Origin of the sequence: Streptomyces sp. D2-8, from assembly GCF_023184515.1 — a bacterium.
Classification (GTDB): domain Bacteria; phylum Actinomycetota; class Actinomycetes; order Streptomycetales; family Streptomycetaceae; genus Streptomyces.
The window spans coordinates 95,978-122,931 of record NZ_JAAHBP010000007.1; the positions used below are offsets into that span (position 1 = coordinate 95,978).

Annotated in this window: 26 protein-coding genes, 1 tRNA gene, 1 pseudogene and 1 riboswitch; of the genes and pseudogenes, 8 read left to right on the forward strand and 20 right to left on the reverse strand. The window is 70.0% G+C overall.

All coding sequences use genetic code 11. The features are described from left to right. Positions 1-174 precede the first annotated feature (174 nt). Positions 175-1,563, reverse strand: coding sequence for a cystathionine beta-synthase (locus tag G3I77_RS14090; RefSeq protein WP_248503619.1), 1,389 nt, complete (start codon positions 1,561-1,563; stop codon positions 175-177). Between the two features lie 157 nt (positions 1,564-1,720). On the opposite strand from G3I77_RS14090, the gene G3I77_RS14095 reads away from it, so the two are divergent. The 3 genes from G3I77_RS14095 (at position 1,721) to G3I77_RS14105 (ending at position 5,162) form a co-directional block, all read left to right on the forward strand. Next, entirely contained in the window at positions 1,721-2,755 is a 1,035-nt protein-coding gene (locus G3I77_RS14095; protein ID WP_248503620.1) for an SGNH/GDSL hydrolase family protein, read from the forward strand. A 130-nt stretch (positions 2,756-2,885) separates the two neighbouring features. Beyond that, positions 2,886-4,106 (forward strand): acetyl-CoA C-acetyltransferase, encoded by a 1,221-nt coding sequence (locus G3I77_RS14100; protein WP_248503621.1) that lies wholly within the window; start codon positions 2,886-2,888, stop codon positions 4,104-4,106. 273 nt (positions 4,107-4,379) lie between these two features. Next, on the forward strand, positions 4,380-5,162 hold the full coding sequence (locus tag G3I77_RS14105) for a hypothetical protein (RefSeq protein WP_248503622.1): 783 nt from the start codon (positions 4,380-4,382) through the stop codon (positions 5,160-5,162). Between the two features lie 79 nt (positions 5,163-5,241). On the opposite strand, the gene G3I77_RS14110 is transcribed toward G3I77_RS14105, so the two are convergent. After that, positions 5,242-5,547, reverse strand: coding sequence for a hypothetical protein (locus G3I77_RS14110; RefSeq protein ID WP_248503624.1), 306 nt, complete (start codon positions 5,545-5,547; stop codon positions 5,242-5,244). A gap of 101 nt (positions 5,548-5,648) precedes the next feature. Between G3I77_RS14110 and G3I77_RS14115 the strand changes: the two genes are divergently transcribed. Further along, positions 5,649-5,879, forward strand: coding sequence for a DUF4287 domain-containing protein (locus G3I77_RS14115; RefSeq protein WP_010034472.1), 231 nt, complete (start codon positions 5,649-5,651; stop codon positions 5,877-5,879). 74 nt (positions 5,880-5,953) lie between these two features. Here G3I77_RS14115 and G3I77_RS14120 read toward each other — a convergent pair whose 3' ends face one another. The 3 genes from G3I77_RS14120 to G3I77_RS14130 all read right to left on the reverse strand — a co-directional run bounded on the left by G3I77_RS14120 (position 5,954) and on the right by G3I77_RS14130 (position 8,415). Continuing rightward, the gene (locus G3I77_RS14120; RefSeq protein ID WP_248503626.1) at positions 5,954-6,862 is read right to left on the reverse strand and encodes a Bax inhibitor-1/YccA family protein; all 909 of its coding nucleotides are present in this window, start codon (positions 6,860-6,862) and stop codon (positions 5,954-5,956) included. Between the two features lie 159 nt (positions 6,863-7,021). Next, on the reverse strand, positions 7,022-8,197 hold the full coding sequence (locus tag G3I77_RS14125; protein WP_248503629.1) for a 4-hydroxybenzoate 3-monooxygenase: 1,176 nt from the start codon (positions 8,195-8,197) through the stop codon (positions 7,022-7,024). 134 nt (positions 8,198-8,331) lie between these two features. Further along, positions 8,332-8,415, reverse strand: a tRNA-Leu gene (locus G3I77_RS14130). Positions 8,416-8,832: 417 nt separating this feature from the next. On the opposite strand from G3I77_RS14130, the gene G3I77_RS14135 reads away from it, so the two are divergent. Continuing rightward, positions 8,833-9,603, forward strand: coding sequence for an ABC transporter ATP-binding protein (locus G3I77_RS14135; protein ID WP_248503631.1), 771 nt, complete (start codon positions 8,833-8,835; stop codon positions 9,601-9,603). A 49-nt stretch (positions 9,604-9,652) separates the two neighbouring features. Next, a complete protein-coding gene (locus G3I77_RS14140; RefSeq protein ID WP_248503632.1) occupies positions 9,653-12,181 on the forward strand; it encodes an ABC transporter permease in 2,529 nt (842 codons plus the stop codon). A 54-nt stretch (positions 12,182-12,235) separates the two neighbouring features. On the opposite strand, the gene G3I77_RS14145 is transcribed toward G3I77_RS14140, so the two are convergent. Both G3I77_RS14145 and G3I77_RS14150 read right to left on the reverse strand, forming a co-directional pair. Then, on the reverse strand, positions 12,236-13,528 hold the full coding sequence (locus G3I77_RS14145) for a cyclopropane-fatty-acyl-phospholipid synthase family protein (protein WP_248503633.1): 1,293 nt from the start codon (positions 13,526-13,528) through the stop codon (positions 12,236-12,238). A 221-nt stretch (positions 13,529-13,749) separates the two neighbouring features. Then, entirely contained in the window at positions 13,750-15,138 is a 1,389-nt protein-coding gene (locus G3I77_RS14150; protein WP_078956314.1) for an NAD(P)/FAD-dependent oxidoreductase, read from the reverse strand. Between the two features lie 530 nt (positions 15,139-15,668). Here G3I77_RS14150 and G3I77_RS14155 point away from each other — a divergent pair. Both G3I77_RS14155 and G3I77_RS14160 read left to right on the forward strand, forming a co-directional pair. Beyond that, positions 15,669-15,941: a type II toxin-antitoxin system Phd/YefM family antitoxin gene (locus G3I77_RS14155; protein ID WP_055571325.1), complete on the forward strand. Its 273-nt coding sequence runs from the start codon at positions 15,669-15,671 to the stop codon at positions 15,939-15,941. Next, a complete protein-coding gene (locus G3I77_RS14160; RefSeq protein ID WP_248503634.1) occupies positions 15,938-16,207 on the forward strand; it encodes a type II toxin-antitoxin system RelE/ParE family toxin in 270 nt (89 codons plus the stop codon). Before G3I77_RS14155 ends, G3I77_RS14160 begins: the two co-directional genes overlap by 4 nt. 4 nt (positions 16,208-16,211) lie before the next feature. Here the strand turns inward: G3I77_RS14160 and G3I77_RS14165 are convergent, their stop codons facing one another. From G3I77_RS14165 to G3I77_RS14220, 13 genes and pseudogenes are all read right to left on the reverse strand, one after another. Further along, positions 16,212-17,153 carry a Ppx/GppA phosphatase family protein gene (locus tag G3I77_RS14165; RefSeq protein WP_248503635.1) on the reverse strand — a complete coding sequence of 314 codons (942 nt, stop codon included), beginning with the start codon at positions 17,151-17,153 and terminating at the stop codon, positions 16,212-16,214. Continuing rightward, a complete protein-coding gene (locus tag G3I77_RS14170; protein WP_248503636.1) occupies positions 17,150-17,749 on the reverse strand; it encodes a DUF501 domain-containing protein in 600 nt (199 codons plus the stop codon). The genes G3I77_RS14165 and G3I77_RS14170 overlap by 4 nt, the downstream gene beginning before the upstream one ends. 53 nt (positions 17,750-17,802) lie before the next feature. Next, positions 17,803-18,279 (reverse strand): septum formation initiator family protein, encoded by a 477-nt coding sequence (locus G3I77_RS14175; protein WP_248503637.1) that lies wholly within the window; start codon positions 18,277-18,279, stop codon positions 17,803-17,805. A 107-nt stretch (positions 18,280-18,386) separates the two neighbouring features. Beyond that, complete coding sequence (eno, locus tag G3I77_RS14180; RefSeq protein WP_248503638.1) at positions 18,387-19,667, reverse strand: phosphopyruvate hydratase; 1,281 nt, start codon at positions 19,665-19,667, stop codon at positions 18,387-18,389. 262 nt (positions 19,668-19,929) lie between these two features. Then, the gene (locus G3I77_RS14185) at positions 19,930-20,622 is read right to left on the reverse strand and encodes a transglycosylase family protein (RefSeq protein WP_248503639.1); all 693 of its coding nucleotides are present in this window, start codon (positions 20,620-20,622) and stop codon (positions 19,930-19,932) included. Between the two features lie 4 nt (positions 20,623-20,626). Then, positions 20,627-20,792: riboswitch (cyclic di-AMP (ydaO/yuaA leader) on the reverse strand. Positions 20,793-21,020: 228 nt separating this feature from the next. Continuing rightward, complete coding sequence (locus G3I77_RS14190) at positions 21,021-21,980, reverse strand: transglycosylase family protein (RefSeq protein ID WP_248503641.1); 960 nt, start codon at positions 21,978-21,980, stop codon at positions 21,021-21,023. 121 nt (positions 21,981-22,101) lie between these two features. Beyond that, positions 22,102-23,403 carry a cytochrome P450 gene (locus G3I77_RS14195; RefSeq protein WP_248503643.1) on the reverse strand — a complete coding sequence of 434 codons (1,302 nt, stop codon included), beginning with the start codon at positions 23,401-23,403 and terminating at the stop codon, positions 22,102-22,104. Positions 23,404-23,532: 129 nt separating this feature from the next. Further along, positions 23,533-23,757, reverse strand: a complete 225-nt coding sequence (locus tag G3I77_RS14200; RefSeq protein ID WP_248503647.1) for a helix-turn-helix transcriptional regulator — start codon at positions 23,755-23,757, stop codon at positions 23,533-23,535. Further along, complete coding sequence (locus G3I77_RS14205) at positions 23,757-24,107, reverse strand: DUF2975 domain-containing protein (RefSeq protein WP_248503649.1); 351 nt, start codon at positions 24,105-24,107, stop codon at positions 23,757-23,759. Before G3I77_RS14205 ends, G3I77_RS14200 begins: the two co-directional genes overlap by 1 nt. A gap of 100 nt (positions 24,108-24,207) precedes the next feature. Continuing rightward, a pseudogene (locus G3I77_RS41180) lies at positions 24,208-24,645 on the reverse strand (PH domain-containing protein); the annotation flags it as partial. Then, positions 24,582-24,968, reverse strand: coding sequence for a hypothetical protein (locus G3I77_RS14210; protein WP_248503651.1), 387 nt, complete (start codon positions 24,966-24,968; stop codon positions 24,582-24,584). The pseudogene G3I77_RS41180 and the gene G3I77_RS14210, both read right to left, overlap by 64 nt. A gap of 271 nt (positions 24,969-25,239) precedes the next feature. Continuing rightward, positions 25,240-25,449 (reverse strand): hypothetical protein, encoded by a 210-nt coding sequence (locus G3I77_RS14215; protein ID WP_248503653.1) that lies wholly within the window; start codon positions 25,447-25,449, stop codon positions 25,240-25,242. A gap of 243 nt (positions 25,450-25,692) precedes the next feature. Further along, positions 25,693-26,895 carry an RHS repeat domain-containing protein gene (locus G3I77_RS14220; RefSeq protein ID WP_248503655.1) on the reverse strand — a complete coding sequence of 401 codons (1,203 nt, stop codon included), beginning with the start codon at positions 26,893-26,895 and terminating at the stop codon, positions 25,693-25,695. Between the last annotated feature and the right edge of the window lie 59 nt (positions 26,896-26,954).

Genomic DNA, 26,954 nt, shown 5'->3' on the forward strand with positions numbered 1-26,954 from the left:
GCCGGCCCGGGCGGGGAGCCGCTCCCGCCCTGCCGACACCCACCAATGTGCAGGACGTGTGTTAAGCGGGTGCTGCGCGAACGTGACACCCGCGTACCACTTCCGCGAAGTCCGCGAAGATCACGGACGCCGCAAGTTCACCCGGTTCACGGGCAGTTCACCGGAGGTTGGCCGTCACTTCCCCGTACGGGCCAGGAAGGACAGCAGGTCCTGCCGGCTGACCACACCGGTCGGCTTGCCCTCGACGAGGACGATCGCCGCGTCCGCCTTGCCCAGCACGGCCATCAGGTCGGCGACCGGCTCGCCGGAGCCGACCTGGGGCAGCGGGTCGGACATGTGCTTCTCCAGCGGGTCGTCGAGCGAGGCGTTCTTGCTGAACAGGGCGTCCAGCAGCTCGCGTTCCACGACCGAGCCGACGACCTCGGCCGCCATCACGTCGGGGTGGCCGGCGCCCGGCTTGACGACCGGCATCTGCGAGACGCCGTACTCGCGCAGCACGTCGATGGCCTGACCGACCGTCTCCTCCGGGTGCATGTGGACGAGGGAGGGCATGCGGTCGCCCTCCTTGTCGTTCAGGACGTCGCCGACGCGGGCGCTGGGGCCCGCGTCCTCCAGGAAGCCGTAGTCGGCCATCCACTCGTCGTTGAAGATCTTGCTCAGGTAGCCGCGGCCGCTGTCCGGCAGCAGGACCACCACGACGTCGTCCGGCCCGAGCCGCCCGGCGACCTCCAGCGCGGCCACCACGGCCATGCCGCAGGAGCCGCCGACGAGCAGGCCCTCCTCCTTGGCGAGGCGGCGGGTCATCTGGAAGGAGTCCTTGTCGGACACGGCGACGATCTCGTCCGCGACGGTCCGGTCGTAGGCGGTCGGCCAGAAGTCCTCACCGACGCCCTCGACGAGGTAGGGCCGGCCGGAGCCGCCGGAGTAGACGGAGCCCTCGGGGTCCGCGCCGATGACCTTGACCTTGCCGTCGCTGATCTCCTTCAGATAGCGCCCGGTCCCGGAGATGGTGCCGCCGGTGCCCACGCCCGCCACGAAGTGGGTGATCCTCCCCTCCGTCTGCTCCCACAGCTCGGGGCCGGTCGAGTGGTAGTGGGAGAGCGGGTTGTGGGGGTTGGAGTACTGGTCGGGCTTCCAGGCTCCGGGCGTCTCACGGACCAGCCGGTCGGAGACGTTGTAGTACGAGTCCGGGTGCTCCGGGTCGACGGCCGTCGGGCACACCACGACCTCGGCGCCGTAGGCGCGCAGCACGTTGATCTTGTCCGTGCTCACCTTGTCGGGGCACACGAAGATGCACTTGTACCCCTTCTGCTGGGCGACGATGGCGAGCCCGACCCCGGTGTTGCCGCTGGTCGGCTCGACGATCGTGCCGCCGGGCTTGAGCGCGCCGCTCTCCTCCGCCGCCTCGATCATGCGCAGGGCGATGCGGTCCTTCACCGAGCCGCCGGGGTTGAAGTACTCCACCTTGGCCAGGACGGTCGCCCTGATGCCCTTGGTCACGCTGTTGAGCCGCACCAGCGGGGTGTTGCCGACGAGGCTGATCATCGAGTCGTGGAATTGCACCGTTGTCTCCGGATGCCGCAAAAGAAGTGTCCTGTGGTGCCGCCAGCCTATGACCTCGGCGTGGTCCGTGACGGTCGTTCACTCCCCGTTGAGATTGGGCGACGGGCTGTACGGGGCAAGCACTGGGTGTACGGGTTCGAGGAGGTGGCAGCGACACATGACGAGCATGTCGAGGGCGAGGGTGGCCCGGCGGATCGCGGCCGGCGCGGCGTACGGCGGCGGCGGGGTCGGTCTGGCCGGGGCGGCCGCAGTGGGGCTGGTGCTGGCCGAGGTGCAACTGGCGCGACGCCGGGTGGGCAACGGCACATCTCCTCATGTGCCGCACGCGGACGGGCTGTACGGCCGCATGTACGCCGGTCCGGCCGACGCACCGCTGCGGCTGACGATGCTGGGTGACTCCACGGCCGCGGGCCAGGGCGTGCACCGGGGCGGGCAGACGCCGGGGGCACTGCTGGCGTCGGGGCTCGCGGCGCTGGCGGAGCGGCCGGTGGCGCTGCGCACGGTGGCGACCCCCGGGGCCTGTTCGGACGACCTGGACCGCCAGGTGGCCCTGGTGCTGGCCGATCCCGGCCCCGTGCCCGACATCTGCGTGATCATGGTCGGCGCGAACGACGTCACCCACCGCATGTCCCCGACCCGCTCGGTCCGTTACCTGTCCTCGGCGGTGCGCCGGCTGCGCACGGCCGGTACGGAGGTCGTGGTCGGCACCTGCCCCGACCTCGGCACGATCGAGCCGGTCCGGCAGCCCTTGCGCTGGCTGGCCCGGCGGGCCTCACGCCAGCTGGCGGCCGCCCAGACGATCGGAGTCGTCGAACAGGGCGGCCGTACCGTGTCGCTGGGCGACCTGCTGGGCCCCGAGTTCGCCGAGAACCCGCGCGAGCTGTTCGGCCCGGACAGCTACCACCCCTCGGCCGAGGGCTACGCGACGGCGGCGATGGCGGTCCTGCCGACCGTGTGCGCCTGCCTGGGCCTGTGGCCCGCCGAGGAGGAGCGCCCGGACGCCTCCCGCCGCGAGGGCTTCCTGCCGGTGGCGCGGGCGGCGGCGGAGGCCGCCTCGGAGGCCGGCACGGAGGTCGCGGCGGCCATGCCGAGCGGGCCGCGCGGCCCGTGGGCCCTGCTGAAGCGCCGACGGCGCCGGCGGGTCCCCGAGCAGGAACCGGCCCCCGCGACCCCCGCGACCCCTTCGAGCTGAGGAGCACCGAAAAGCAAGCGCTTGGAAACTGCGGTCAGGGTCACACCGCGACACCCGTGACCCAGCCCATACGTACGGGTAACTTCCCAGTCAGCCCTGCCAGACCACCCGGTACGTCAATGGAGCCGTGATGCCCGAAGCCGTGATCGTCTCAGCCGCCCGCTCCCCCATCGGCCGCGCCGTCAAGGGCTCCCTCAAGGACCTCCGCCCGGACGACCTGACCGCCACGATCGTCCAGGCCGCCCTGGCCAAGGTCCCCGAGCTGGACCCCAAGGACATCGACGACCTGATGCTCGGCTGCGGCCTGCCCGGCGGCGAGCAGGGCCACAACCTCGGCCGGATCGTCGCCGTACAGATGGGGATGGACCACCTGCCGGGCTGCACCGTCACCCGGTACTGCTCCTCCTCCCTGCAGACCTCCCGCATGGCCCTGCACGCCATCAAGGCCGGCGAGGGAGACGTCTTCATCTCCGCGGGCGTGGAGACGGTCTCCCGCTACGCGAAGGGCAGCTCCGACGGCCTGCCCGACACGCACAACCCGCTCTTCGCCGACGCCGAGGCCCGGACCGTCGCCACCGCCCAGTCCGAGGGCTCGACCTGGCACGACCCGCGCGAGGACGGCCTGCTGCCCGACCCGTACATCGCGATGGGCCAGACCGCCGAGAACCTGGCCCGCGCCAAGGGCGTCACCCGCCAGGACATGGACGAGTTCGGCGTCCGCTCGCAGAACCTCGCCGAAGAGGCCGTCAAGAACGGCTTCTGGGAGCGCGAGATCACCCCGGTCACCCTCCCCGACGGCACGGTCGTCTCCAAGGACGACGGCCCCCGCGCCGGCGTCACCCTGGAGGGCGTGCAGGGCCTCAAGCCGGTCTTCCGCCCCGACGGCATGGTCACCGCCGCCAACTGCTGCCCGCTGAACGACGGCGCCGCGGCCCTCGTGATCATGTCCGACACCAAGGCCCGCGAGCTCGGCCTCACCCCGCTCGCCCGGATCGTGTCGACCGGCGTCTCCGGCCTCTCGCCCGAGATCATGGGCCTCGGCCCGGTCGAGGCGAGCAAGCAGGCGCTGCGCCGTGCAGGCCTGTCGATCGACGACATCGACCTGGTCGAGATCAACGAGGCGTTCGCCGCCCAGGTGATCCCCTCCTACCGCGACCTGGGCATCCCGCTGGAGAAGCTGAACGTCAACGGCGGTGCCATCGCCGTCGGCCACCCCTTCGGCATGACCGGCGCCCGCATCACCACCACGCTCATCAACTCCCTCCAGTTCCACGACAAGCAGTTCGGTCTGGAGACGATGTGCGTCGGCGGCGGCCAGGGCATGGCCATGGTCATCGAGCGCCTCAGCTGAGCGGCACACCGTAGCCGCCATAGCACCCGCTGTGAGCCTTCGGCCCAGAACCCTGGAAACTCCAGGGTTCTGGGCTGTTTTGTGATCCAATCTCCCCCAGGATGTGACCTATCTCCCTCCGCCAGGGGAGAACCGCAGGTCACAGCAGCCACACCCCCTCCCCCGACACCGCAGCCCTGTCCGTTTCGTGACGTTACGCACTGACAGCTGGTTAGTCCGCCCTTCAAGCTGATGTAGGAAGTCGGGGGTCGACTTTGAACCGGGAGTACGTCAGTGAGCGCCATGCCGATCGCGTTGCTGGTCACCACGGCCGCCACGGGCGCCGTGGGCGTCGCCGTCCTGCGCACCGTCCTGCAGCTGCGCCGACAGGTCGCGGCCCTGCACACGGCGCTGGCCGAGAGCCGCGCCGCCACCACCCGTGCGCTGCTGCCCGCCGCTCGTACCACTGCCGACACCGATGAGATACGTGCCGCCGTGGCGGCGGCACTCGCCGAGGAGCGGGAGCGGGAGCTCGCCGAGGCGCGGGCGTTCTGGGCCGCCCAGGAGGCCCGTGACGCCTCCGACGCGCCCTCACTGCTGGGCCTGCCCGAGACCGATCTGTTCCTGCCCCGCCAGGCCGATTTCGCGGGTCTGGAGCCGGTGTCCGAGCCCGCGGCGGACGCCGAGGAGCCGGCCGGTGAGTCCCCGGAGCTGGCCGCGGCCCGCCGCCGCCACCCCTCCCACCCGGACTTCGTGCCGACGCAGTCGCCGGTCGTGAACGACCACGAGCGCACCGTCGCCACCCTGGAGGAGCTGGCCTCCTCCCGTATCGAGCTGACGGACGTCCGCCCCGGACCCCTGGGCACCCTGGACGTCTACGTCTTCGCCGACGGCACGACCCTGTGCATGACCCCGGGCCACCGCGAGACCGCGGAGCGCCTCGCCACCGCCCTGCGCACCGGCGTGGCTCCGACCCTCCTGGGCGGCTCCGGCGTCTCCGGCGCGTACACGCTGACGTTCGAGTGCGGCGAGGAGAACGTCTACATCCTGGCCGACCGGGTCATCGCGTCCCTCTAGGGGCGCGGGGCTGTATCGATGTGCGGCTCCGCCGCGCGGGCGCGAGCGACCACACACAGCCGGCACACGCGAACGGCGCTCACACCCCCGCCCGCTTCTGCGCCTCCTCCACCACCCTCACCGCGTCATCGACATCGGCATCACTGGGAATCACCACCGCCAGATCATGCCCGGCCACGGTGATCTGATCTGCCGCTGCAAACATCCCCGCATCCGGCATCTCCCGAGGCTCCACACCCTCGAGGACCTGCGCCCTCCGGGCCAACTCCCTGGCCAGCTCCAGAGCCTCAGCGGCAGCTCCGCGCTGCAACCGGCTCTGGGGCGCGGCCCTCAATCGATCGGCGAAGTGCTCCACCGCACGGGTCAGAGGCGTCGTATCAACCACGCCGCGAGCGTACGCGTCGCACCGGGACTGTTGCCAACGGGCGAACACTCAGGCACGGTGACCTGAAGGACCGGCTTACATCCCAGCGTCCGGAGGCGCCGATGTCCCAAGTCTTCTCCGAAGAGACCCATCGCAACATGCTCGCCCGCATCCCGCACTGCACCGGTCGTGAGATCTCCGACTGGTTGCGCACCGTCGAAGAAGGCCCGGCACTCTTCCGTTTCGAGGAAAAGGTCAGCTGGCTCCGGCACGAACACAATCTCGCGTACGGCCACGCCAAGGCGATCGTCCACGAGTACGACCTGAGGAGGGCCGCGCGCAAACTGCTCTAGGCGCGCACACCGTTCCTTGGACGACGAAGGGCCCCGGCCGGAGCCGGGGCCCTTCGCGCTACGACCGTCGAGGACTAGTCGCTGCTGTTGAGGATCGAGATGAGCCTCAGGAACTCCAGGTAGATCCACACCAGCGTCAGCGTGAGGCCGAAGGCCGCGAGCCAGGCCTCTTCGCGCGGGGCGCCGTAGGCGACGCCGTCCTCGACCTGCTTGAAGTCCAGGGCGAGGAAGCACGCGCCGAGGATGATGCCGATGACGCCGAAGATCACACCGAGGGCACCGCTGCGGAAGCCGAGGCCGTCACCGCCGCCGAACACCGCGAACAGCAGGTTCACGGCCATCAGCAGGATGAAGCCGAGCGCGGCCGCCATCACGAAGCCGTAGAAGCGGCGGTTGACGCGGATCCAGCCGGCCTTGTAGGCGATCAGCACACCGGCGAAGACCGCCATGGTGCCGATCACCGCCTGCATGGCCGCACCGTCGGCGATGCGGTTGTCGACGATGTTGGAGATGACGCCGAGGAACACACCCTCGAACGCGGCGTACGTCAGGATCAGCGCGGGCGAGGCCTTGCGCTTGAAGGACTGCACGAGCGCCAGGACCATGCCGATCAGCGCGGCGCCGATACCGATGCCGTAGGCACGGCTGATGTTGGCGTCGTCGACCGGCAGCAGGGCCCAGGAGAGCGCCGCGGTGACGATGAGCACGCCGAGCGTGCTCGCGGTGCGCAGGACGACGTCGTCGATGGTCATCCGGCCGGTGGTGGCCGGGGCCTGCGGCGGCGCGCCGTACTGCAGGTCCTGCTGGGCGTAAGGGTTCTGCGCGTACGGGTTCTGGGCGTACTGGTCGCCCGTCGGCTGCGCGTACGGGTTGCCCTGGGTGGCGACAGCGGGACCCCCGGCCTGCGGCGCGGTGTTGAAGCCCGCGTAGCCGTTGTCGCGGCTGAACCCCCGTCGCGAGAAGACCGGGTTTCTGCTCCTCATTTCACTCCTCCATGGCCAACACTGCGTGACCTTGGGCTCAAGAGTAATAGGTAGGCAAAGGAATGACCCTACTGCTTGGGGAGGATCTTTCCCTCGTCGTGCTGCGCAACACGCTACGTGGCTTCGTGATTCCCCACACCGGAGGGGGTCACTCCCGGCTCACCCGAACGGGAAGCCCGTGTACGCCTCCGCCAGGTCCGTCTCGGCGGCGCGGGAGGAGGCGATCCGCTCCAGCCGGGCGAGCTGGAGCCGGTCCTCGAAGGGCGTGGCGTCGGGCGCGCGGTGCAGCAGGGTCGTCATGTCGTAGGAGAACCGCTCGGCCTGCCAGACCCGGCGCAGGCAGGTCTGCGAGTAGGCGTCGAGCAGGTCCGGCGATCCGGTCTCCTGCCGATGGGTCAGGGCCCGCGCGAACGTCACGACATCACCGACGGCGAGGTTCAGCCCCTTGGCTCCGGTCGGGGGAACGATGTGAGCCGCGTCACCCGCGAGGAAGAGGCGTCCGTGGCGCATGGGCTCGTGGACGTAGGAGCGCATGGGCGTGACCGACTTCTGGGTGATCGGGCCGCGTTCGAGGCGCCAGTCGTCGGCGGTCTCGAACCGGCACTCCAGCTCGTCCCAGATCTCCTCGTCGCTCCACGCCCCGGCGTCGGTGCCGTCGGGCACCTGGAGGTAGAGGCGGGAGACGGCCGGCGAGCGCATGGAGAGCAGGGCGAAGCCGCGGTCGTGGCGGGCGTAGACGAGTTCGTCGTGCGAGGGCGGCACGTCGGCGAGGATGCCGAGCCAGCCGAAGGGGTACGTCCGTTCGAAGACTTGGGTGAGGGGGGCGGGGATCGCCTTGCGGGCGACGCCCCAGAAGCCGTCACAGCCGACGACGTAGGCGCACTCCAGGACGTCCTCGCGGCCCTCGTGCCGGAAGCGGATCCGCGGGGCGTCGGTGTCCGCGTCCTCCACGGCCAGCGCCTCCGCCTCGAAGAGCAGGGGCCCGCCCTCCCGGAGCTGGAGGGCGATGAGGTCCTTGCAGACCTCGGTCTGGGCGTAGACCATCACCGACCGGCCGCCGGTGAGGGCGGGGAAGTCGACGCGGTGGCGGCTGCGGTCGAAGCGCAGCTCGATGCCGTCGTGGCGCAGCCCCTCGCGGTCCATGCGCTCCCCGGCGCCGGCCGCGCGCAGCACGTCCGCCGTGCCCTGCTCCAGGATCCCGGCGCGCTGCCGTCGTTCGACGTAGGCGCGGTCGCGGCTCTCCAGGACGACCGAGTCGATGCCCGCGTCGTGAAGCAGCCGGGCGAGGAGGAGGCCGGCAGGGCCCGCTCCGATGATGCCGACGGTGGTGCGCATCGGACGACCTCTTCTCATCCACGTTCGTCAGGTGAAATTTCTTTCACCATGTGCATGTGAGTCTCCGACGGCATGCGCCCGCTGTCAACGGGCACGCCGTGAACTCTTCAATGGACCACGCAGGGATCGGAAGGTGCCCGGAGCCGGACTCGAACCGGCACGCCCGCGAAGGGGCAGCGAGGTTTAAGCTCGCCGTGTCTGCATTCCACCATCCGGGCAGGCCGTGGGCTCCGCATCGAGGTTCCGAGACTATCCGGACGGGTCCCCCGAACAGCGGAAGCGTGGACCGATGTTGTCTTATTTTATTGACGTCTGAGGGTGCGTCAGCACACGGAACACGCCATCCGCACTTGCCAATAGCCTTGCGTGCGGCGGTCGGCCGCGTATGCGGAATGACGGAATTTCACCGCCCGAACGAGGGCACTCCACCTGTTCTCGACACCTTGGGCGCATCGGTTCCCGACACCCGGGCCCCTCAGGGGCGTTCGTCATCCCCAGGTATGACACGACCCCGCGCGGTCAGACTGCAGTCGGCCTTCGGAACCAGAACAACGGGTGACTACACGGCGCCGTGGGACCCGGACGATGGAACACGTCCTTCCCCGTAGTCAGCCGTCCGACAGGAGAGCCATCCCGTGACCACCGCTTCCCTCACCGACCGGGCCACCACCGCGGCCGCGCGCGCCACGGATCTGTCGAAGATCTATGGACAGGGTGAGACCCAGGTGGTCGCCCTGGACCGCGTCTCCGTCGACTTCCGGCAGGCCGAGTTCACCGCGATCATGGGTCCTTCCGGCTCCGGCAAGTCCACCCTGATGCACTGCGTGGCCGGTCTCGACTCCTTCTCCTCCGGGTCGGTGCGCATCGGCGACACCGAGCTCGGCTCGCTGAAGGACAAGCAGCTGACCAAGCTGCGCCGGGACAAGATCGGCTTCATCTTCCAGGCGTTCAACCTGCTGCCGACCCTGACCGCCCTGGAGAACATCACCCTTCCGATGGACATCGCGGGGCGCAAGCCGGACAAGGAGTGGCTGGACTCCGTCATCCGGATGGTCGGCCTGGCGGACCGGCTCGGCCACCGGCCGTCCCAGCTGTCCGGCGGTCAGCAGCAGCGCGTCGCCGTGGCCCGGGCGCTGGCCTCCCGGCCCGAGATCATCTTCGGTGACGAGCCCACCGGAAACCTCGACTCGCGCTCCGGCGCCGAGGTGCTGGGCTTCCTGCGCAACTCCGTGCGGGAGCTGGGCCAGACGGTGGTGATGGTGACGCACGACCCGGTGGCCGCGGCCTACGCGGACCGGGTGATCTTCCTCGCGGACGGCCGGATCGTCGACGAGATGCACGGGCCGACGGCCGACTCCGTGCTCGACCGCATGAAGGCGTTCGACGCCAAGGGCCGCACGAGCTGACGCCCCCTCACCGACGCACCGGCCCGAACCGACTGGACTGAGAAAACCCATGTTCCGAACCGCCTTGCGCAACGTGCTCGCGCACAAGGCCCGGCTCCTGATGACCGTACTCGCCGTGATGCTCGGCGTGGCCTTCGTGTCGGGGACCCTGGTCTTCACCAACACCATCTCCGACGCCTACCAGAAGAGTTCGGCGAAGGGCTTCGACCAGGTCGACGTCGCCATGACGGCGGACTACGAGGAGGCCGAGGGCGACCGCGTCGGCAAACTCCACGAGCTGGACCAGGCCGTGCTCGACAAGAGCGAGCGGGTGCCCGGGGCCGCGTCCGCCATCGGTGTCGTGCAGAACTTCACCGCCATCGCCGACAAGGACGGCAACCTGATCGGCGAGGGCTTCCAGTCGCAGGGCGGCAACTACTGGGGCACCAAGGACCCCCGATACCCGCTGGTCAGCGGGCACGCCCCCAAGGGCCGGGGCGAGATCCTCATCGACTCCGCCACGGCGAAGCGCGCCGGCTACGAGGTCGGCGACACCGTGCGGATGTCCGTCGACGGGCCGGTCCTGACCCCGAAGATCACCGGCATCTTCACCACCGACGACGGCAACGTCGCGGCCGGCGGCAGCCTCACCCTGTTCGACACGGCGACCGCCCAGAAGCTGCTGGGCAAGCCGGGCGTGTACGACCAGATCGACGTCAAGGCGAAGCCGGGCGTCACGCAGGCCGCGCTGAAGGCGGAGCTGGACAAGGCGCTGCCGAAGGGCACCGTCTCGACCACCACCGGCAAGCAGCTCGCCGACGACCAGGCCGACGCGATCTCCCGGTCGATGAGCGGCATGCAGACGGCCCTGCTGGTCTTCGCCGGCATCGCCCTGTTCGTCGGCACCTTCATCATCGCCAACACCTTCACCATGCTGGTCGCCCAGCGCACCAAGGAGCTGGCGCTGATGCGGGCGGTCGGCGCCTCGCGCCGGCAGGTGACGCGCTCGGTGCTCATCGAGGCGTTCGTGGTCGGCGCGGTCGCCGCCGTGACCGGGCTGGTCGCGGGCATCGGCATCGGGGCCGGACTGCGCTCCCTCATGGGCACGTTCGACGCGACCGTGCCCGACGGGCCGCTGGTCATCACGCCCGGCACGATCGTCGCCGCGCTCGCGGTCGGCATCCTGGTGACCATGCTGGCGGCGTGGCTGCCGGGACGCCGGGCCGCGAAGATCCCGCCGGTGGCGGCCATGAGCAGCGTGCACGCCAAGGCCACGACCAAGTCGCTGGTGCTGCGCAACACGCTGGGCGCCCTGGTCTCGGCCGCGGGTATCGCGGTGGTCCTGGTGGCCACGACCATGGACGGTTCGGACGGCCAGATGCCGATGGGCTTCGGCGCGGTGCTGCTGATCATCGGCGTGTTCATCCTGACCCCGCTGCTGTCCCGCCCGCTGATCGCCGCCGCCGCGCCGGTGCTGCGTGCCTTCGGCGTCTCCGGCAAGCTGGCCCGGCAGAACTCGGTGCGCAACCCGCGCCGCACGGCCGCCACCGCCTCCGCGCTGATGATCGGCCTGACCCTGATCACCGGCATGACGGTGATGGCGGGCAGCCTTCAGCAGGCCATCGAGAAGATGGCGTCGGCGTCGATCAAGGCCGACTACGTGGTGTCCATGGCGAACGGCAACCCGCTGTCGCCAGACGTCGAGAAGAAGCTGAAGCAGGCGGGCGACGTCACCGCCACCAGCCCGATGCTCAACGCCGAATCCCGGATCGACGGCCAGAGCGAGTACCTGACCGGCGTCAACGGCGCCGCGATCGGCGACCTGGTCGACCCGAAGGTCGACGAGGGCACCTTCAAGGTCGGCGGCAGCAACGTCGTCGTGGACAGCGAGACCGCCAAGTCCTACGGCTGGAAGGCCGGTTCCGCCTTCACCGTCTCCTACGGGGACGGCAAGAAGCAGAAGCTCACGGTCGCCGGGACGTACGAGAGCAACGACTTCCTGCGCGGCATCCTGCTCGACGAGAAGACGCTCGCCCCGCACGAGCCGGACCCGTACACCATGAACGTCATGGTGAAGACCGCCGACGGCACGTCCGGCGCGGTGCAGGACAAGCTGGAGAAGGCTCTCGGCACCAACCCTGCGATCAAGGTCCAGTCCAAGGCGGACATCTCCAACGAGATCGCGCGGATGTTCACGCTGATGCTGAACATGGTCTACGGCCTGCTCGCGATGGCGGTGATCGTGGCGGTCCTCGGCGTCATCAACACCCTGGCCATGTCGGTCTTCGAGCGCTCCCAGGAGATCGGCATGCTCCGCGCGATCGGCCTGGACCGCAAGAACATCAAGCGGATGGTCCGCCTGGAGTCCCTGGTGATCTCCCTGTTCGGCGCGGTGCTGGGCATCGGCCTGGGCGTCTTCTTCGGCTGGGCGGCCGGTGAGCTGCTGGCCTCGAAGATGGCGACGTACGAGCTGGTCCTGCCGTGGGCGCGGATCGGTGTCTTCCTGCTGCTGGCCGCGACGGTGGGCGTCCTCGCGGCGCTGTGGCCGGCCCGGCGTGCGGCACGGCTGAACATGCTGGAGGCCATCAAGGCCGAGTAGCGGACGCGCGAAGGGCCCCTTTCCCGCGGGTGGGAAAGGGGCCCTTCGCCGTTCTCAGTTCCAGGTGCGGGTGCGCAGCGGCAGGTCCGACGCCCCGGACAGGGGGGTGCGCACGGCCAGGACCTGGTTGACGCCGATGCGGTTGCGTTCGAAGGCCAGGGCGGAGGCCGCCATGTACAGGCGCCAGATGCGGGCCCGGCCGGGGCTGGTCAGCTGGACGGCACGCTGCCAGTCGGCCTCCAGGCGGGCGACCCACTGACGCAGGGTGAGGGCGTAGTGCTCGCGGATCGCCTCGACGTCGCGTACCTCGAACCCGGCGCGCTCCAGCCGGTCCACGGTGCTGCCGATCGGCTGGAGCTCGCCGTCGGGGAAGACGTAGGAGTCGATGAAGGCGTCGACGCTGTACGTCATCTCGTCCCGCTGCGGGCGGCGGGCGATCTGGTGGTTCAGGAGCCGTCCGCCGGGCTTGAGCAGGTTGTACAGGTCGGCCGCGTACTCCAGGTACCGCTCGCCGCCGACGTGTTCGGCCATGCCGATGGAGGAGATCGCGTCGTAGGGCCCGTCGCGGACGTCGCGGTAGTCCTGGACGCGGATCTCGACCTTGTCGGTGAGGCCCTCGTCGGCGACGCGCTTGCGGGCGTAGGCGGCCTGCTCCTGGGAGAGGGTGACGCCGACGACGCTCACGCCGTGCTCGCGGGCGGCGTGGATGGCCATGGAGCCCCAGCCGCAGCCGACGTCGAGCAGCCTTCGGCCGGGGCTCAGTCCGAGCTTGCGGCAGACGAGTTCGAGCTTGTCCCGCTGGGCCTGTTCGAGGGTGCTGTCCGGGGTGGGCCAGTAGGCGCAGGAGTACACCATGGACGGGCCGAGGACGATCTCGTAGAAGTCGTTGCCGACGTCGTAGTGGTGGCTGATGGCGCGTCTGTCGGTGCGCTTGGTGTGCAGGTGGCGGCGGGGGCTGCGGGCCTCTTCGCGGGGCGGGGCGGGCGGCAGCGGGGGGCCGGCGAGTCTGACCAGTCCGCGGACGGCGGCGCGGACCTCGGGGTCGCGCAGGGCCTGGGCGAGGGTGCGGGCGTCCTCACCGCGCTCCCAGATCAGACCGGCCAGCAGGTCGAGGGTGGCGTAGAGGTCGCCCTCGATGTCGAGGTCCCCCGCCACCCAGGCGCGGGCCAGACCCAGTTCACCCGGCTTCCACAGCAGGCGGCGCAGCGCGCGGCGGTTGCGTACGACCAGGGTCGGCGCGCCCGGCGGGCCGGCCTGCGAACCGTCCCAGGCGCGGATGCGCACCGGGAGCGGTGCTCCCAACAACTGTGTGAAGAGGCCCTGCAGCCGCGTCGCGGCGTCTGCCATGGTGTACACCTCCGTGACGGCGAATCCCGGAATGTCCGACACCACGTAAACACCTGCGGGGCTCCGGCGCAGTCCCCGGCACGCGTCATGTCTGGGCAAAACCGCCTCTTCGCCCGCCCGGACGCGGCTCCCTGGCATGGCGAACACCTTCGGAACGCCGAAGGGCCTCCCGCACCACGGATGGCGGGAGGCCCTTCGTCAGGCGGATGACCGACCGGAGGTCAGGAGGCCTTGGCCTTCTCCTCGGTCTTCTCCTTCGGCGCGGCGGCGACCGGGGCCGGCTTGGCGGCCTCGTAGAACTCCTCGCGCGGCGTCTCGATGGCGCCGAGCGAGACGACCTCGCGCTTGAGGAACATGCCGAGGGTCCAGTCGGCGAAGACGCGGATCTTGCGGTTCCAGGTCGGCATCGCCAGGCCGTGGTAGCCACGGTGCATGTACCAGGCGAGACGGCCCTTGAGCTTGATCTTCATCTTGCCCATGACGATCATCGCGACGCCCTTGTGGAGGCCGAGACCGGCCACCGCGCCCTTGTTGGCGTGCGCGTAGTCCTTCTGCGGGAAGCCCCGCATGCCGGACACCACGTTGTCGCCGAGGACCCGGGCCTGACGCAGCGCGTGCTGGGCGTTCGGCGGGCACCAGGCGTTCTCGTTGCCCGCCTTGCGGCCGACGAGGTCCGGGACCTGGGCGTTGTCGCCGGCGGCCCAGATGTAGTCGGTGCCCTTGACCTGGAGGGTCGGCTCGCAGTCGACGTGACCGCGGGGGCCGAGGGGCAGGCCGTAGCGGGCCAGGGCCGGGTTGGGCTTGACGCCGGCGGTCCACACGATGGTGTTGGAGTCGACCTCGAGGCCGTTCTTCAGCACCACGTGGCCGTCGACGCAGGAGTCCATGGAGGTGGACAGGTAGACCTCGACGCCGCGGCCCTCGAGGTGCTCCTTGCCGTACTTGCCGAGCTTGGGGCCGACCTCGGGGAGGATCTTGTCGGCGGCGTCGACCAGGATGAAGCGCATGTCCTCACGGGACACGTTCTTGTAGTACTTCGCGGCGTCCCGGGCCATGTCCTCGACCTCGCCGATGGTCTCCGCACCGGCGAAACCGCCGCCCACGAAGACGAAGGTGAGCGCCTTGCGGCGGATCTCCTCGTCGGTGGTGGAGTCGGCCTTGTCGAGCTGCTCGAGGACGTGGTTGCGCAGGCCGATGGCCTCCTCGACGCCCTTCATGCCGATGCCCTGCTCGGCGAGGCCGGGGATCGGGAAGGTGCGGGAGACCGCGCCGAGCGCGATCACCAGGTAGTCGAAGGGCAGCTCGTAGGCCTCGCCGACCAGCGGGGAGACCGTGGCGACCTTGCGGTCCTGGTCGATGGTGGTGACCCGGCCGGTGAGAACCTCCGCCTTGGGCAGCACACGTCGCAGCGGGACGACGACGTGGCGCGGGGAGATGTTGCCGGCGGCGGCTTCGGGGAGGAAGGGCTGGTAGGTCATGTACGACCGGGGGTCGACGACCGTGACGGTCGCCTCGCCGTAGCGCATCTTCTTCTGGATGCGCCGAGCTGCGTACAGGCCTACGTACCCACCGCCTACTACGAGGATCCTGGGACGCTCCGTGGTGCTCATGCCATCGAGTATCCACCCGTCTCAGGGGGGTGGCTCGTGCGCCCCTTCACAAGCTCGGGTGGGGGGTGTGTTATCCTCCGCCGCTCACGTGATCCACGTCATGGTGACAACCGGGCTCCTTTGTGCACCCCGGAGCGTTGTCAATGCCGCGTGAGCTGCCTCTCTGCGCCAGAAGGGCCTCCGTGAGGCGCCCCTCGGGTGCCGCTCCGAGTGCCTTCCCGGACCGTTCCATACCATGCTTCTGAACATGTTCAAAGGCCTGTTCAGCCCCCGGACGGGTCAACGGGACCCCTCTCATCGCCCGGGAGGGCCGAATTCCTTGTGAAGAACTTCACGAACTTTTCCGACGGGCCGTCGCCGGGGGGTCCGTCCGAGCCCCCCGGGCACGCTCATTCGTGATCCATGCCTGCTCAGAAGCGGGCTGGGCGACCGACCACGCGATGCCGTCGAGGATTTCCGATGAACACGTCTCCCGTACGCGGCGACGTCCCCACCTGGCCGGTGTACACGGAAATGCGTACACTGCTGTCATGGCCGATAACACCGTGACCGTCAGGGAAGCACGCGCACACCTCGCTGAACACATCAACCGCGCCGAGGAGGGCACTCCGACCGTTATAACGCGCAACGGCGCCCCAGTAGCCGCGGTCGTACCGATCACCGACTTCGAAGCGCTGGAGGAGGCGGCCGACGTGATGCTGGCCCGGGAGGCGGAAGCAGTTCTGGCCGACGGCGGGCCCACCGTTTCCATGGCCGAGCTGCTGGCGGACCTGTTCAGCGAGCGCGGTGAAGGCGCCGCGTGAAGTACGCCTTCCGGTTCACTACCGCTGCACAGCGGCAGCTTCGGACCATCAGCCGGCACGATGCCATGCGCATCCTGACCGCGTTGACCGCGCTCGGCGACGATCCGTACCGCGAGGACGCCGATGTCAAGAAGCTCACCGGCCCGTCCGGGCTGTACCGGCTCAGGGTCGGCAGCTACAGGGTCGCCTACCAGATCAACGATGGTGAGCTCGTCATCCTCGTCGTCAAGGTAGGCGACCGGCGGGACGTGTACCGCAACCTGTAGGCGGTCAGGCCAAAGACCAGCCGATGCCGTCGAGGATGTCGTGCTCGCTCACGACGACCTCCTGCGCGCCGATCCGCTCCATGATCGACAGGAGCACCAGGGCGCCCGCCCCGATCACGTCGACCCGGCCGGGGTGCATGGAGGGCACGGCCGCGCGCTCGGCGTGGGTGGAGCGCAGCAGCCACTCGGTGATCTCGCGGACCCGGTCGTGGGAGACGCGGGAGTGGTGGATGGCCTCGGAGTCGTACTCGGGCAACTCCTGCGCGATCGCCGACACGGTCGTCACCGAGCCGGCCAGACCGACCAGCGTGCGCGCCTCGCGCAGCGGAACCGTCTGCTCGGCGAGGTCGAGCGCGGCCTCGATGTCGGCCCGCATCGCAGCGATCTGCTCCTCGGACGGCGGGTCGCTCACCGCCCCGTCCCGGACCAGGTGACGCTCGGTCATCCGGACGCAGCCGATGTCCACCGAGCGCGCCGCGCGCACATGGTCGTCGCCCACGACGAACTCGGTCGAACCGCCGCCGATGTCCACGACCAGGTAGGGCTTCGGGAGGTGGTCGCCGCCGGCGAGCTCCTTGGTGGCGCCGGTGAAGGAGAACTCGGCCTCCTGGTCCCCGGAGATCACCTCGGGCTCGACGCCCAGGATGTCCAGCACACCGCGCACGAACTCGTCCCGGTTCTCGGCGTCCCGGGAGGCGGACGTCGCCACGAACCGCAGCCGCTCCGCCCCGTGCTCCTTGATGATCCCGGCGTACTCGCGGCACGCCGCGAAGGTCCGCCGCAGCGCCTCGGGGGCGAGCCGGCCGGTGCGGTCGACACCCTGCCCGAGCCGCACGATCGTCATCCGGCGGTCCAGGTCGGCCAGCTCTCCGGTGGCGGGATCGGCGTCGGCGACCAGGAGCCGGATGGAGTTCGTACCGCAGTCCACGGCGGCGACCCGGGTCATTTCCCGTCCTCCTCGATCGGCTTGAAGGCGAAGTGGCCCGAGTCCGTGCTCTCCACCTGCCACCCGTCACCGCTCGGCGGTCCGGCGGGCGTCACACAGGCGCCCTTGCGCCACCACTCCGGCAGCATCGCCAGCGCCTCGTCGCCCAGCGGGTTCACACCCGGCCCCGCGGCCAGCGAGTGGGCCACCAGGACGTGCAGGCACTTCACCCGGTCCGGCATGCCGCCCGCGCTCGGGAAGTTCTTCAGTTCCTCGATCTCGTCGCGCCGCCGGATGTAGTCCTCGTGCGCGGCCCGGTACGCCGCCGCCAGCTCCGGGTCCGAGGCCAGCCGCTCGGTCATCTCCTTCATCACGCCGTTGGCCTCCAGCGTGCCGATGGCCGAGTTCGCCTTCGGGCACGTCAGGTAGTACAGCGTGGGGAACGGCGTGCCGTCCGGCAGCCGTGGGGCCGTCTCGACGACGTCCGGCTGTCCGCACGGGCAGCGGTGCGCGATCGCGCGCAGACCGCGCGGGGGCCGGCCGAGCTGCTGCTTGAAGGACTCGACGTCGGCGTCGCTGGGCTCGGTGCGCGGGGTGGTCGGCGGGGGCGTTTCCATGACTGTCTTCAGGCTGTCTTTCTCTGGGTTCAGGTCACTGACTGGGGCTCGGGTCACCGGTCGGAGGCGTCGGCCTTGTCGACCCCGTCCCAGACGTTCGAGTACCAGGGGCGGTCGGCCGCCCCCAGGTCGGTGCGCGACTGCTTCGCCGCGCGTGGGTCGACGACGATGAAGCCCGTCTCCCCCGGCATGACGTAGTGCAACCGCCGCCGGATCTGCTGCTCGGCGTACGCGTCGTCCTGCCAGCGCGCCTTCAGGTCGCGCAACCGTTCGACGCGTTCGCGGGCCTGCCGCTGTTCGCGCTGGAGGTCCTCGATCTCGGCGCGCTGCGAGACGTACTCCCGCATCGGGTAGGCCAGGGCCACGATCAGCGAGCACATCACCAGGGCGAGCAGCGCGGCCCGGCCGGTCAGCCGCGAGCGGCGGGCCTGGCGCTTGGTCTGGGAGCGGTAGACCCGGGCCGCGGTCTGCTCGCCGAGCAACCGGATCCTGGTCGCGGTGGAGAACCGGTCCCGGTCCTTCACGGCCATCTGTCCGCCTCCCGCTCCACCGTCATACGCGCGTACGTCCCCGGACACGGTACGGGACCGAGTACGGGGACGTACGTACGACTGGCTAAGGCTTAACCCGGTGAGGGTCAGCCCTTGAAGCGCGGGAAGGCCGAGCGGCCGGCGTACACCGCGGCGTCGTCGAGGATCTCCTCGATGCGCAGCAGCTGGTTGTACTTGGCGACGCGCTCGGAGCGGGCCGGGGCGCCGGTCTTGATCTGGCCGCAGTTGGTGGCGACGGCCAGGTCGGCGATGGTGACGTCCTCGGTCTCGCCGGAGCGGTGCGACATCATGCACTTGAAGCCGTTGCGCTGGGCCAGCTCGACGGCGTCCAGGGTCTCGGTCAGCGAACCGATCTGGTTGACCTTGACCAGGAGCGCGTTGGCGGCGCCCTCGTCGATGCCGCGGGCCAGGCGCTCGGGGTTGGTGACGAACAGGTCGTCGCCGACGAGCTGGACCTTGTCACCGAGCTTGTCGGTGATGGTCTTCCAGCCCTCCCAGTCGTCCTCGAACAGCGGGTCCTCGATGGAGACGAGCGGGTACGCGTCGACGAGCTCCGCGTAGTACTCGGTCATCTCGGCGGCCGAGCGGTCCTTGCCCTCGAAGGTGTAGACGCCGTCCTTGTAGAACTCGGAGGCGGCGACGTCGAGCGCCAGGGCGATCTGCTCGCCCGGGGTGTAGCCGGCTTCCTTGACGGCCTCGAGGATGAGGTCGAGGGCCTCGCGGTTGGAGCCGAGGTTCGGGGCGAAGCCGCCCTCGTCGCCGAGGCCGGTGGCCAGGCCCTTCGACTTCAGGACCTTCTTCAGCGTGTGGTAGACCTCGGCGCCCCAGCGCAGGGCCTCGGAGAAGGACTCCGCGCCGATCGGGGCGATCATGAACTCCTGGATGTCCACGTTGGAGTCGGCGTGCGAGCCGCCGTTCAGGATGTTCATCATCGGCACCGGCAGCAGGTGCGCGTTGGGGCCGCCCAGGTAGCGGAACAGCGGCAGGTCGCTGGCCTCGGAGGCGGCGTGGGCGACGGCGAGGGAGACGCCGAGGATGGCGTTGGCGCCGAGGGAGCCCTTGTTGTCGGTGGCGTCCAGGTCGAACATGGCCTGGTCGATCAGACGCTGCTCGGTGGCGTCGTAGCCGACCAGCTCCGGGCCGATCTGCTCGATGACCGCGAGGACGGCCTTCTCCACACCCTTGCCGAGGTAGCGGTTCGAGTCGCCGTCGCGGAGCTCGATGGCCTCGAAGGCGCCCGTGGAGGCGCCGGACGGGACGGCGGCACGACCGGTGCTGCCGTCGTCGAGGCCGACCTCGACCTCGACCGTGGGGTTGCCTCGGGAGTCCAGGATTTCCCGGGCTACGACGACGTCGATGGACGGCACGAGCATCTCCTTCTTCATGTGACGCGGTGACGCGGGTCGCGTGGACCCGGCGAGGTGCGGGCCCGGTGGCTCGCGACATGAGCCTAACCGGCTCCGGGCGATCGGCCACCGGGTCGCCCACCCCATGGACAGAACCGAGAGTAAATTGTTTCCGAACGGAACAAAGCCGGTTGCCGAAAAAACCCCGCCCCGGTGCGTACGGGGGATGACGCACCGGGGCGGGGAGCCTGTGGACCCTGGGCGGGTCCGGGCGGGGCGCTGCTTACTTCAGGTGCAGCTGCTGGCCCGGGTAGATGAGGTTGGCATCGGTGACGATGTCCTTGTTCAGCTCGAAGAGCTTCTCCCAGCCGCCCTTGACCTTCTCGTCCTCGGCGATCGAGCTGAGGGTGTCACCCTTGGCGACCTTGTACTCGCCGTCGCCCTTCTTGACCTTCTTGCCGGTCGGGGTGGTGACGGTCTTCTTGGCCGCCGGGCGCTCGTCGGAGCGGGAGGCCGGCTGCTGCTCGCTCTCGCGGGACTCGGTGCCCTGCTGGTTCTGCGCGGAGCTGCCCGAGTCGCTGGAGGAGCCGCCACCGGTGTAACCGGCGCTCGACAGGCCCTTGCCGCAGACCGGCCAGGCACCCTTGCCCTGGCCCGCGAGGACCTTCTCGGCGATCTCGATCTGCTGCGCCTTGGTGGCCTGGTCGGCGGTGGAGGCGTACTTGGTGCCGCCGTAGCCGGACCAGGTGGAGGCGGAGAACTGCAGACCGCCGTAGTAGCCGTTGCCGGTGTTGATGGACCAGTTGCCGCCGGACTCGCACTGGGCGACGGCGTCCCACTCGGAGGCGGTGGCGGCGGAGGCGTTGCCGGCCGCCATCAGCGGGGCGGCGACGGCGGCGCCGGTGACACCGGCGATGGCGATGACCCGAGAGGCCTTGGACGGACGGCGGTGCGTGCCCTTGCCGGAAAACAGCATGGAGAGATCCCCTCACCGACGCCTGCGAGGTGAGCTGTCGGGTTCGGGCCGGTTGAGTTGCCCGGCCGCGTCCCTCCCGGGACACGGCTTCACCCCAAGCCCTTCCGGCCAACCGGCCGGTCGGGCACCTACCTTGGGTCCCCCGCTCCTGCCTACGGCGCTTGACGCGACGACTGTTCCCGTGCGGCCGCTGGCAGGATTCGGCGTTGCGGCAGCCGGGGCTCGTGGTGACGAGCGGTCACGACCGTAGACACGCGATCCGCGGAATTTCAAAGACGATCAGGGCTTCTGAGATCTATCTCTCACGGGCCCCAAACGGGACATTCGTAGCGAATCATGACGCGAACTCGTGCGGTTTGGGGGCGACTTCCGCCCCCGTTTCCGCACTGCCCGAACGGCTACTTCTCGTCCCCTTCGCCCGCCACCGTGAGCTTCTGACCGGGGTGGATGAGGTTCGGGTCGGTACCGACGGCCTGCTCGTTGCCGTCGTAGAGCGCGCGCCATCCGCCGCTGACCCGGAGGGCGTCGGCGATGGACCAGAGGTTGTCGCCGACGCCCACGATGTAGGCACCTTCGGACGCGTCAGGGGTGCCCTCGTCGCCGCGCGAGGAGTGGCGGCCCGTGGACTCGTCCGCACGGCCGCTCTCGGGCGTGCCGGTTTCGTCGGCACTGGGACCGCGATGACGACCGGAGCCGGTGTCGGTCAGCGCCGAGGAGTCGTCGCCCTGCTGCGAGTTGCCGGACCGGCCGCTCTCGGGGGTGGCCGACGGAGAGCCGTCGGACTGCCGGTCCTGCGACGAGCCGGAGGATTCGGGCGACTTGTCGGACTTATCAGGCTTGTCGGTTTCGTCACTCAGGGATGACGATGCATCGGGCGAGGACGACGGGGACGAGGAAGGGCTCGCGGAGGGCGACGGATCCAGCGAGTCGAGCAGACCGCGCGAGTCCTCTGAACCGGATGTTCCGGACGAGTCCGACTTCTTGCCCTCCTCGAGTCCCGAGAGCAGTCCGCAAGTGCGCCACGCGCCGACCCCCTGGTCGGCGAGGATTCTCTCGGCCACGGCTATCTGCTGGGAGCGACTGGCCAGGTCGGCGCTCGCTGCGTAGTCGAGACCGCCGTGGTTCTCCCAGTCCTCCTGGGACAACTGCAGGCCGCCGTAGTAGCCGTTGCCGCTGTTCTGGCTCCAGGCGCCGCCGGTCTCGCAGTCTGCGACCCGGTCCCAGGTCGTGCCGTCGGCCGCGCTGGCACCGGAGGCCCCGAGGAGCGGGATCGCGATGGCGGAGCCGGTCACTCCGGCCGCCAAGAGGAGAGCCGGAGCCTGGCGGGGGCGACGGTGCCGACCGTTCCCGGAGAGCATACGGAGACCTTTCGCGAGACAACTGTGACCACGCGGTGGGAATCCCGGGCCGCGTTGATGGGTGAACGTATCGGCAGACGATCACTTGTCACAAGTTAATGCCGCGCAGATCACGTGAAGATCACAGCTCTGATGTTTCGTCACTTCCAGCCGGTGAGAACTCCACCGGCAGCGTGCGCAGCCCGCGCATGATGAGGCCGCCGCGCCATCTCAGCTCGGCCGGATCCGCCGCGAGCCGGAGGTCCGGGAGACGGGTGAGGAGGGTGGCGAGCGCGGTCTGGCCCTCCAGGCGGGCGAGCGGGGCACCGAGGCAGTAGTGGATGCCGTGGCCGTACCCGAGGTGCTGGTTGTCGCGGCGGGTGAGGTCCAGCACGTCAGGATCGGCGAACCGCTCCGGGTCCCGGTCCGCGGCGGCCAGGACGACGAGGACGGGGTCGCCGGCCTCGATGCGCTGCCCGCCGAGGATGAGGGGCTGCGTGGCGAAGCGCCAGGTGGCGAGTTCGACGGGGCCGTCGTAGCGGAGGAGTTCCTCGACGCCGGTCTCCAGGAGGGCGGTCTCCCCCGCGGCGAGGGACGCCTGGAGCCGTGTGCGCTGCTCGGGGTGGGTGAGCAGGGCGTAGGTGCCGTTGCCGATCAGGTTCACGGTCGTCTCGAAACCGGCGAACAGCAGGATGAAGGCCATGGCCGCCGCCTCGTTCTCGGTGAGGTGCTCGCCGTGGTCGGAGGCGCGGATGAGACCGGAGATGAGGTCCTCGCCGGGGGCGGGGTCGGCGGGCAGCGCCGCCCGCTTGCGGTGGATGAGGTCGGCGAGATAGCCGCGCATCTTCTTCACGGACCGCGCGACCCCGCCCCTGGGCCCGCCCTGGTGACGGATCATCATGCCCGCCCAGTCGCGGAAGTCGTCCTGGTCCTCGCGCGGGACGCCGAGCAGGTCGCAGATGGCGTAGATGGGGAGCGGGAAGGCGAACTCGTGGATCAGGTCGGCGGATCCCTTCCGCGCGAACCCGTCGATGAGGGTGTCGGTGAGTTCCTGCACCCGCGGCGCGAACTCGGCGACCCGGCGGGGCGTGAAGGCCTTGGACACGAGCCGCCGCAGCCGCGTGTGGTCCGGCGGGTCGATGTTGAGCAGATGCGTCATCAACTCGGCCTTGCGCTCCCCGGGGATCCCGGTCTTGCCCTTGGCGTGCGCGGGTTCGGCGTGATGCGCGGGGTTCTTCGAGAGCCGGTTGTCGGCGAGCGTCTGCTTGGCGTCGGCGTACCGCGTGACCAGCCAGGCCTCCACACCGCTGGGGAGCCGCGTCTTGTGGACGGGGCTGTGCTCGCGGAGCCAGGCGTAGGCGGGGTAGGGGTTGCTCGCGAACTCCCAGGTGAAGAGGTCGGGAGCGGGGGGGGACGAGGGGTCGGGCTGGCGCTGGTCGGTCACATCCCGACGGTATCGGGCGGGTCGGGCCGCAGGACTCAGGGGACTGTGCCCCGCGACGGCGGCCGGAACCGTCGACCTGTCCGCCTCCGGACCTGTGGTGCCCGCAGGGCAGGCGGGCACAGGGGGCAGTCAGTCTTCGCGGACGCTGAGGAGGTCGCCGGGCTGGCAGTGCAGCTCACGGCAGATCGCGGTGAGGGTGGAGAAGCGGATGGCCTTCGCCCGGTCGTTCTTGAGGACGGACAGGTTGACCACGCTCACCCCGACCCTGGCGGCGAGTTGGGACAGAGTCATGCCGCGCTCGGCCAACAGCCGGTCCAGGTGGACCTGGACCCGGTGCTCCACCGCCGGTGACATCAGACCAGCCCATCGGTATCGGCATCGGCCCGCAGCTTCGTTCCGCGCCGGAAGACCTCCCCCAGCGCCAAGATGAGGAAGGCCAGCAGTACGTACTCGCCGGTGAAGGTGACCGCGAAGGGGACCTGCTCGGCCATGAGGGTGGCGCTCACCAGCATCTCCGCGGTGAGCGCCGACAGTATCGGCGCGAGGACGGCCTGCGCCAGCACCGTGAGTCCTACGACGCTCAGGCGCCGGGCGTTCACCGGCACGAAGACATCGCCGGCGCGCAGGGTCCTGGCCATCACGAGGAGGAGCGCCAGGATGAGGAGCAGGAACAGGCTTCCGACGATCTCCGGGAGGGCGAGCAAAAGGCGCTGGCTCAGAACAGGGTCGGCTCTCGGCCCGGGCCGAGAAGCGGGCGTACTGCTGCTCCGTGCACCTGATCTCGACGTACGGGGCGGCCAGCCGGACCGTGCGGCCGCTTGCGGTGCGGACGCGGACCCGGTGGGCACCGTTGCCGCGGCTGGCCCTCTCCCTCACGGCGACGGACTCGACGTCCGCCCACGGCAGGAAGCGCCGGCACAGGGGGCGGCCCGTGCGGACGCCCTTCTCGTCCACGACGGTCCTGCCGAGGGCCAGGTTGAGGGGGAGCGGGGACAGGGCCGGCAGGGCGGTGCCCAGCGCGTCGAAGAACGTGACCTGCCCGAGCGAACACCCGGACCAGCCCGGTGACACCCCCACCCCGCACAGAAAAGGGCGAACACCAGCGAACGCCCACGGTCCGGGGTGCGGAGCTCCAGGCGTCCGCCGGGCTGTGGGGCCGTCCCGTGCCGCACTGCGGGTCAGCCGCTGTACAGGAAGTAGGACAGGCAGACCCAGGCGAGGACACCCACGAGCATCGTCCACACGACCCAGGACGGCGGCTCGTACTCCTCGGACTCGATCTTCTCCCCGGCCGCCTTCCTGCGGTTGAGCTCCTTCCGCCTGCCGCGGGGGAAGAAGAACATGAGGGACAGCAGGGCCAGACCTCCACCGAGGCTGAAAAGGATCATGTTCAGTGACTCGCCCTTGGCCATCCCGAGGCTGATGCCGCCGATGAGCGGGACGAGGACCCACAGCAGCGGCGTCCGCTGCCTCCAGTTGACGGTGACGGCGTAGTAGCTGAGCGCGAAGACGGCGGCGCCGAGAACGAAGATGACGAGCGCGAGCTCGCGGGACGCGTGGGACACGGTGGAGGTCCTTGGGTCAGCGGTGGACGAACGGAAGTGGTCGGTGGGACGGGAACCGAGAGGACATCCCGAGGTCCCCTGCCAGGGTGCTGGGTGCTCTGGACGACCGGGATACCGGGGTGCCGCGAGGCCCGCGCCCCGTCTGCCGTGGGAAGCGGTGCAGGGGGTCCTTTCGCTATGAGCGTCCGATCAGGCCGCGTGGTCTGGTGCGAGGTGCGGTGCCAGGCCGCGCGACCCGGACGGGCGTAGTGAAAGGACCCCATAAGCCGGGTCAGCCGCCGAAGAGGGCGTAGGACACACAGATCCAGGCAATGATCGCCGTGACCGTGACCCATGTCACCCGCTGCGACGGCTCGAATTCCTTGGGGTCGACCTCCTCCCCGGCCGCCTTCCTCCGGTTGAGCGCTCTGACCCTCCCCGGAGGGTAGAACCCGCCCAGGGCGGCCAGGGCCATCGTGCCTCCCAGGCTGAAGAGGACCATGTCGGTTCGCCACCGTCTCGACGGAGGCCAGCGCGTTCGGACCGCCCTGGGCCGAGCCAGACGGGCCGTAGGAGTAGGTGCGCACCGAGTCCTTGGCCGTGTCGGCGCCTATGTCGTGCTTGACCTCCTTGGTGCGGTTGCCCAGGGCGTCATAGTTGTACGACGTCCAGTAGGGCATCGGACCGCCGACGTTCGCCTTCGACGGGCCCGCCGCGCAGTCGTCGGTCGACGTCCAGGCCTCGGTCAGGCGCTGCAGCGCGTCGGTCGTGAAGCACTGGGTGTCGGTCCGCAGTTCCTCGCCCTGGCCGGTCGACGTCTTGATGCGCTTGACGTTGCCCGCCGGGTCGTAGGTGTAGTGCGTGTCGTCGACCCGCTGGGTTGCCAGCGTCCGGTCGGTGGTGGCGCGCAGCAGCTCACCGGTGTGCTCGTCGTAGGACCAGCTGCGGTACAGACGGCGGGACTGGTCGTTGTACTCCGTGCGCAGCACCCGCCCGAACGGGTCGTAGGTGTTGGAGTTGACCGGATCCGGCCGCCCGCCGTCAGGCCCTGGGCCTGATCGTCGGCGTCGTGGCGGGTGACGACGCGCTCCGCGGGCAGGTCACCGAGGGCCGGCTGGGTGATCTGGGTCAACAGGCCGGTCTTGTCGTTGTAGCCGAACCCCCAGGTGTACGTGCCGGCCAGGTCCCCCTGCGCGGAGGGGACGACGGCCTGCATCCCGGTGGGCTGGTAGTCGTGCGTGTAGCCGGTGACCTTCTGGGTGTACGCCTGCCCGTCCACGTAGCGGCGGGCCTCGGACAGCTCGCCCTTGGCGATCGTGTCATACACCCACTCGGACCGGAGGGTGGAGCCCTCCTTGACTGAGACCACGCGGCCGAGCGCGTCGTAGACGGTCGTCAGGGACACGCCCCGGGCGTCGGTGGTGGACGCCCGGCGGTCCAGGACGTCGTACGTCATGGTGGTGGTGCCCTGGTCCGGGTCCTCGGCCCGGACCTCCCGCCCACGGGCGTCGTAGGCGAACGTGCGCACGGTTCCGGCCGGGTCGGTGATCCGCTCCAGCAGGCCCCGGGCGTCGTAGGCGTATTTCGTCGACTGCGAGGCGGTCCGGGACTCGTTGGTGTACTCGATCTCCTCGACCGGACGGTCCAGTGCGTCGGTGACCGTGGTGCGTGCCGTACCGCCCTTCGGCGGGATCACGGTGGTGTGGTTGCCGTCGTAGACCGTGGTGGCCCGGCGGGTCTCGGTTCCGTACTTCAGGGCGACCGTCTCGGTCGGGCGGCCGACACCGTCGTGGGTGATCCGGACGGCCGCGGGCGCCTTGGTGTCGTCGCCCGCCACGAGGACGGGCTCCGGGTCACCGGTGGCGTAGTAGTCGTCGTAGACCTTCCACTCCAGGCCGCGCGAGTCGTACAGCGTCTCGGTGAGCACCCGGCCGCCCGATCCGCCCAACGCGGGCGTCTGGGTCTGGCGTTCGCGCAGCAGGCCGTCGGCCCTCCTCGCACTGAGCT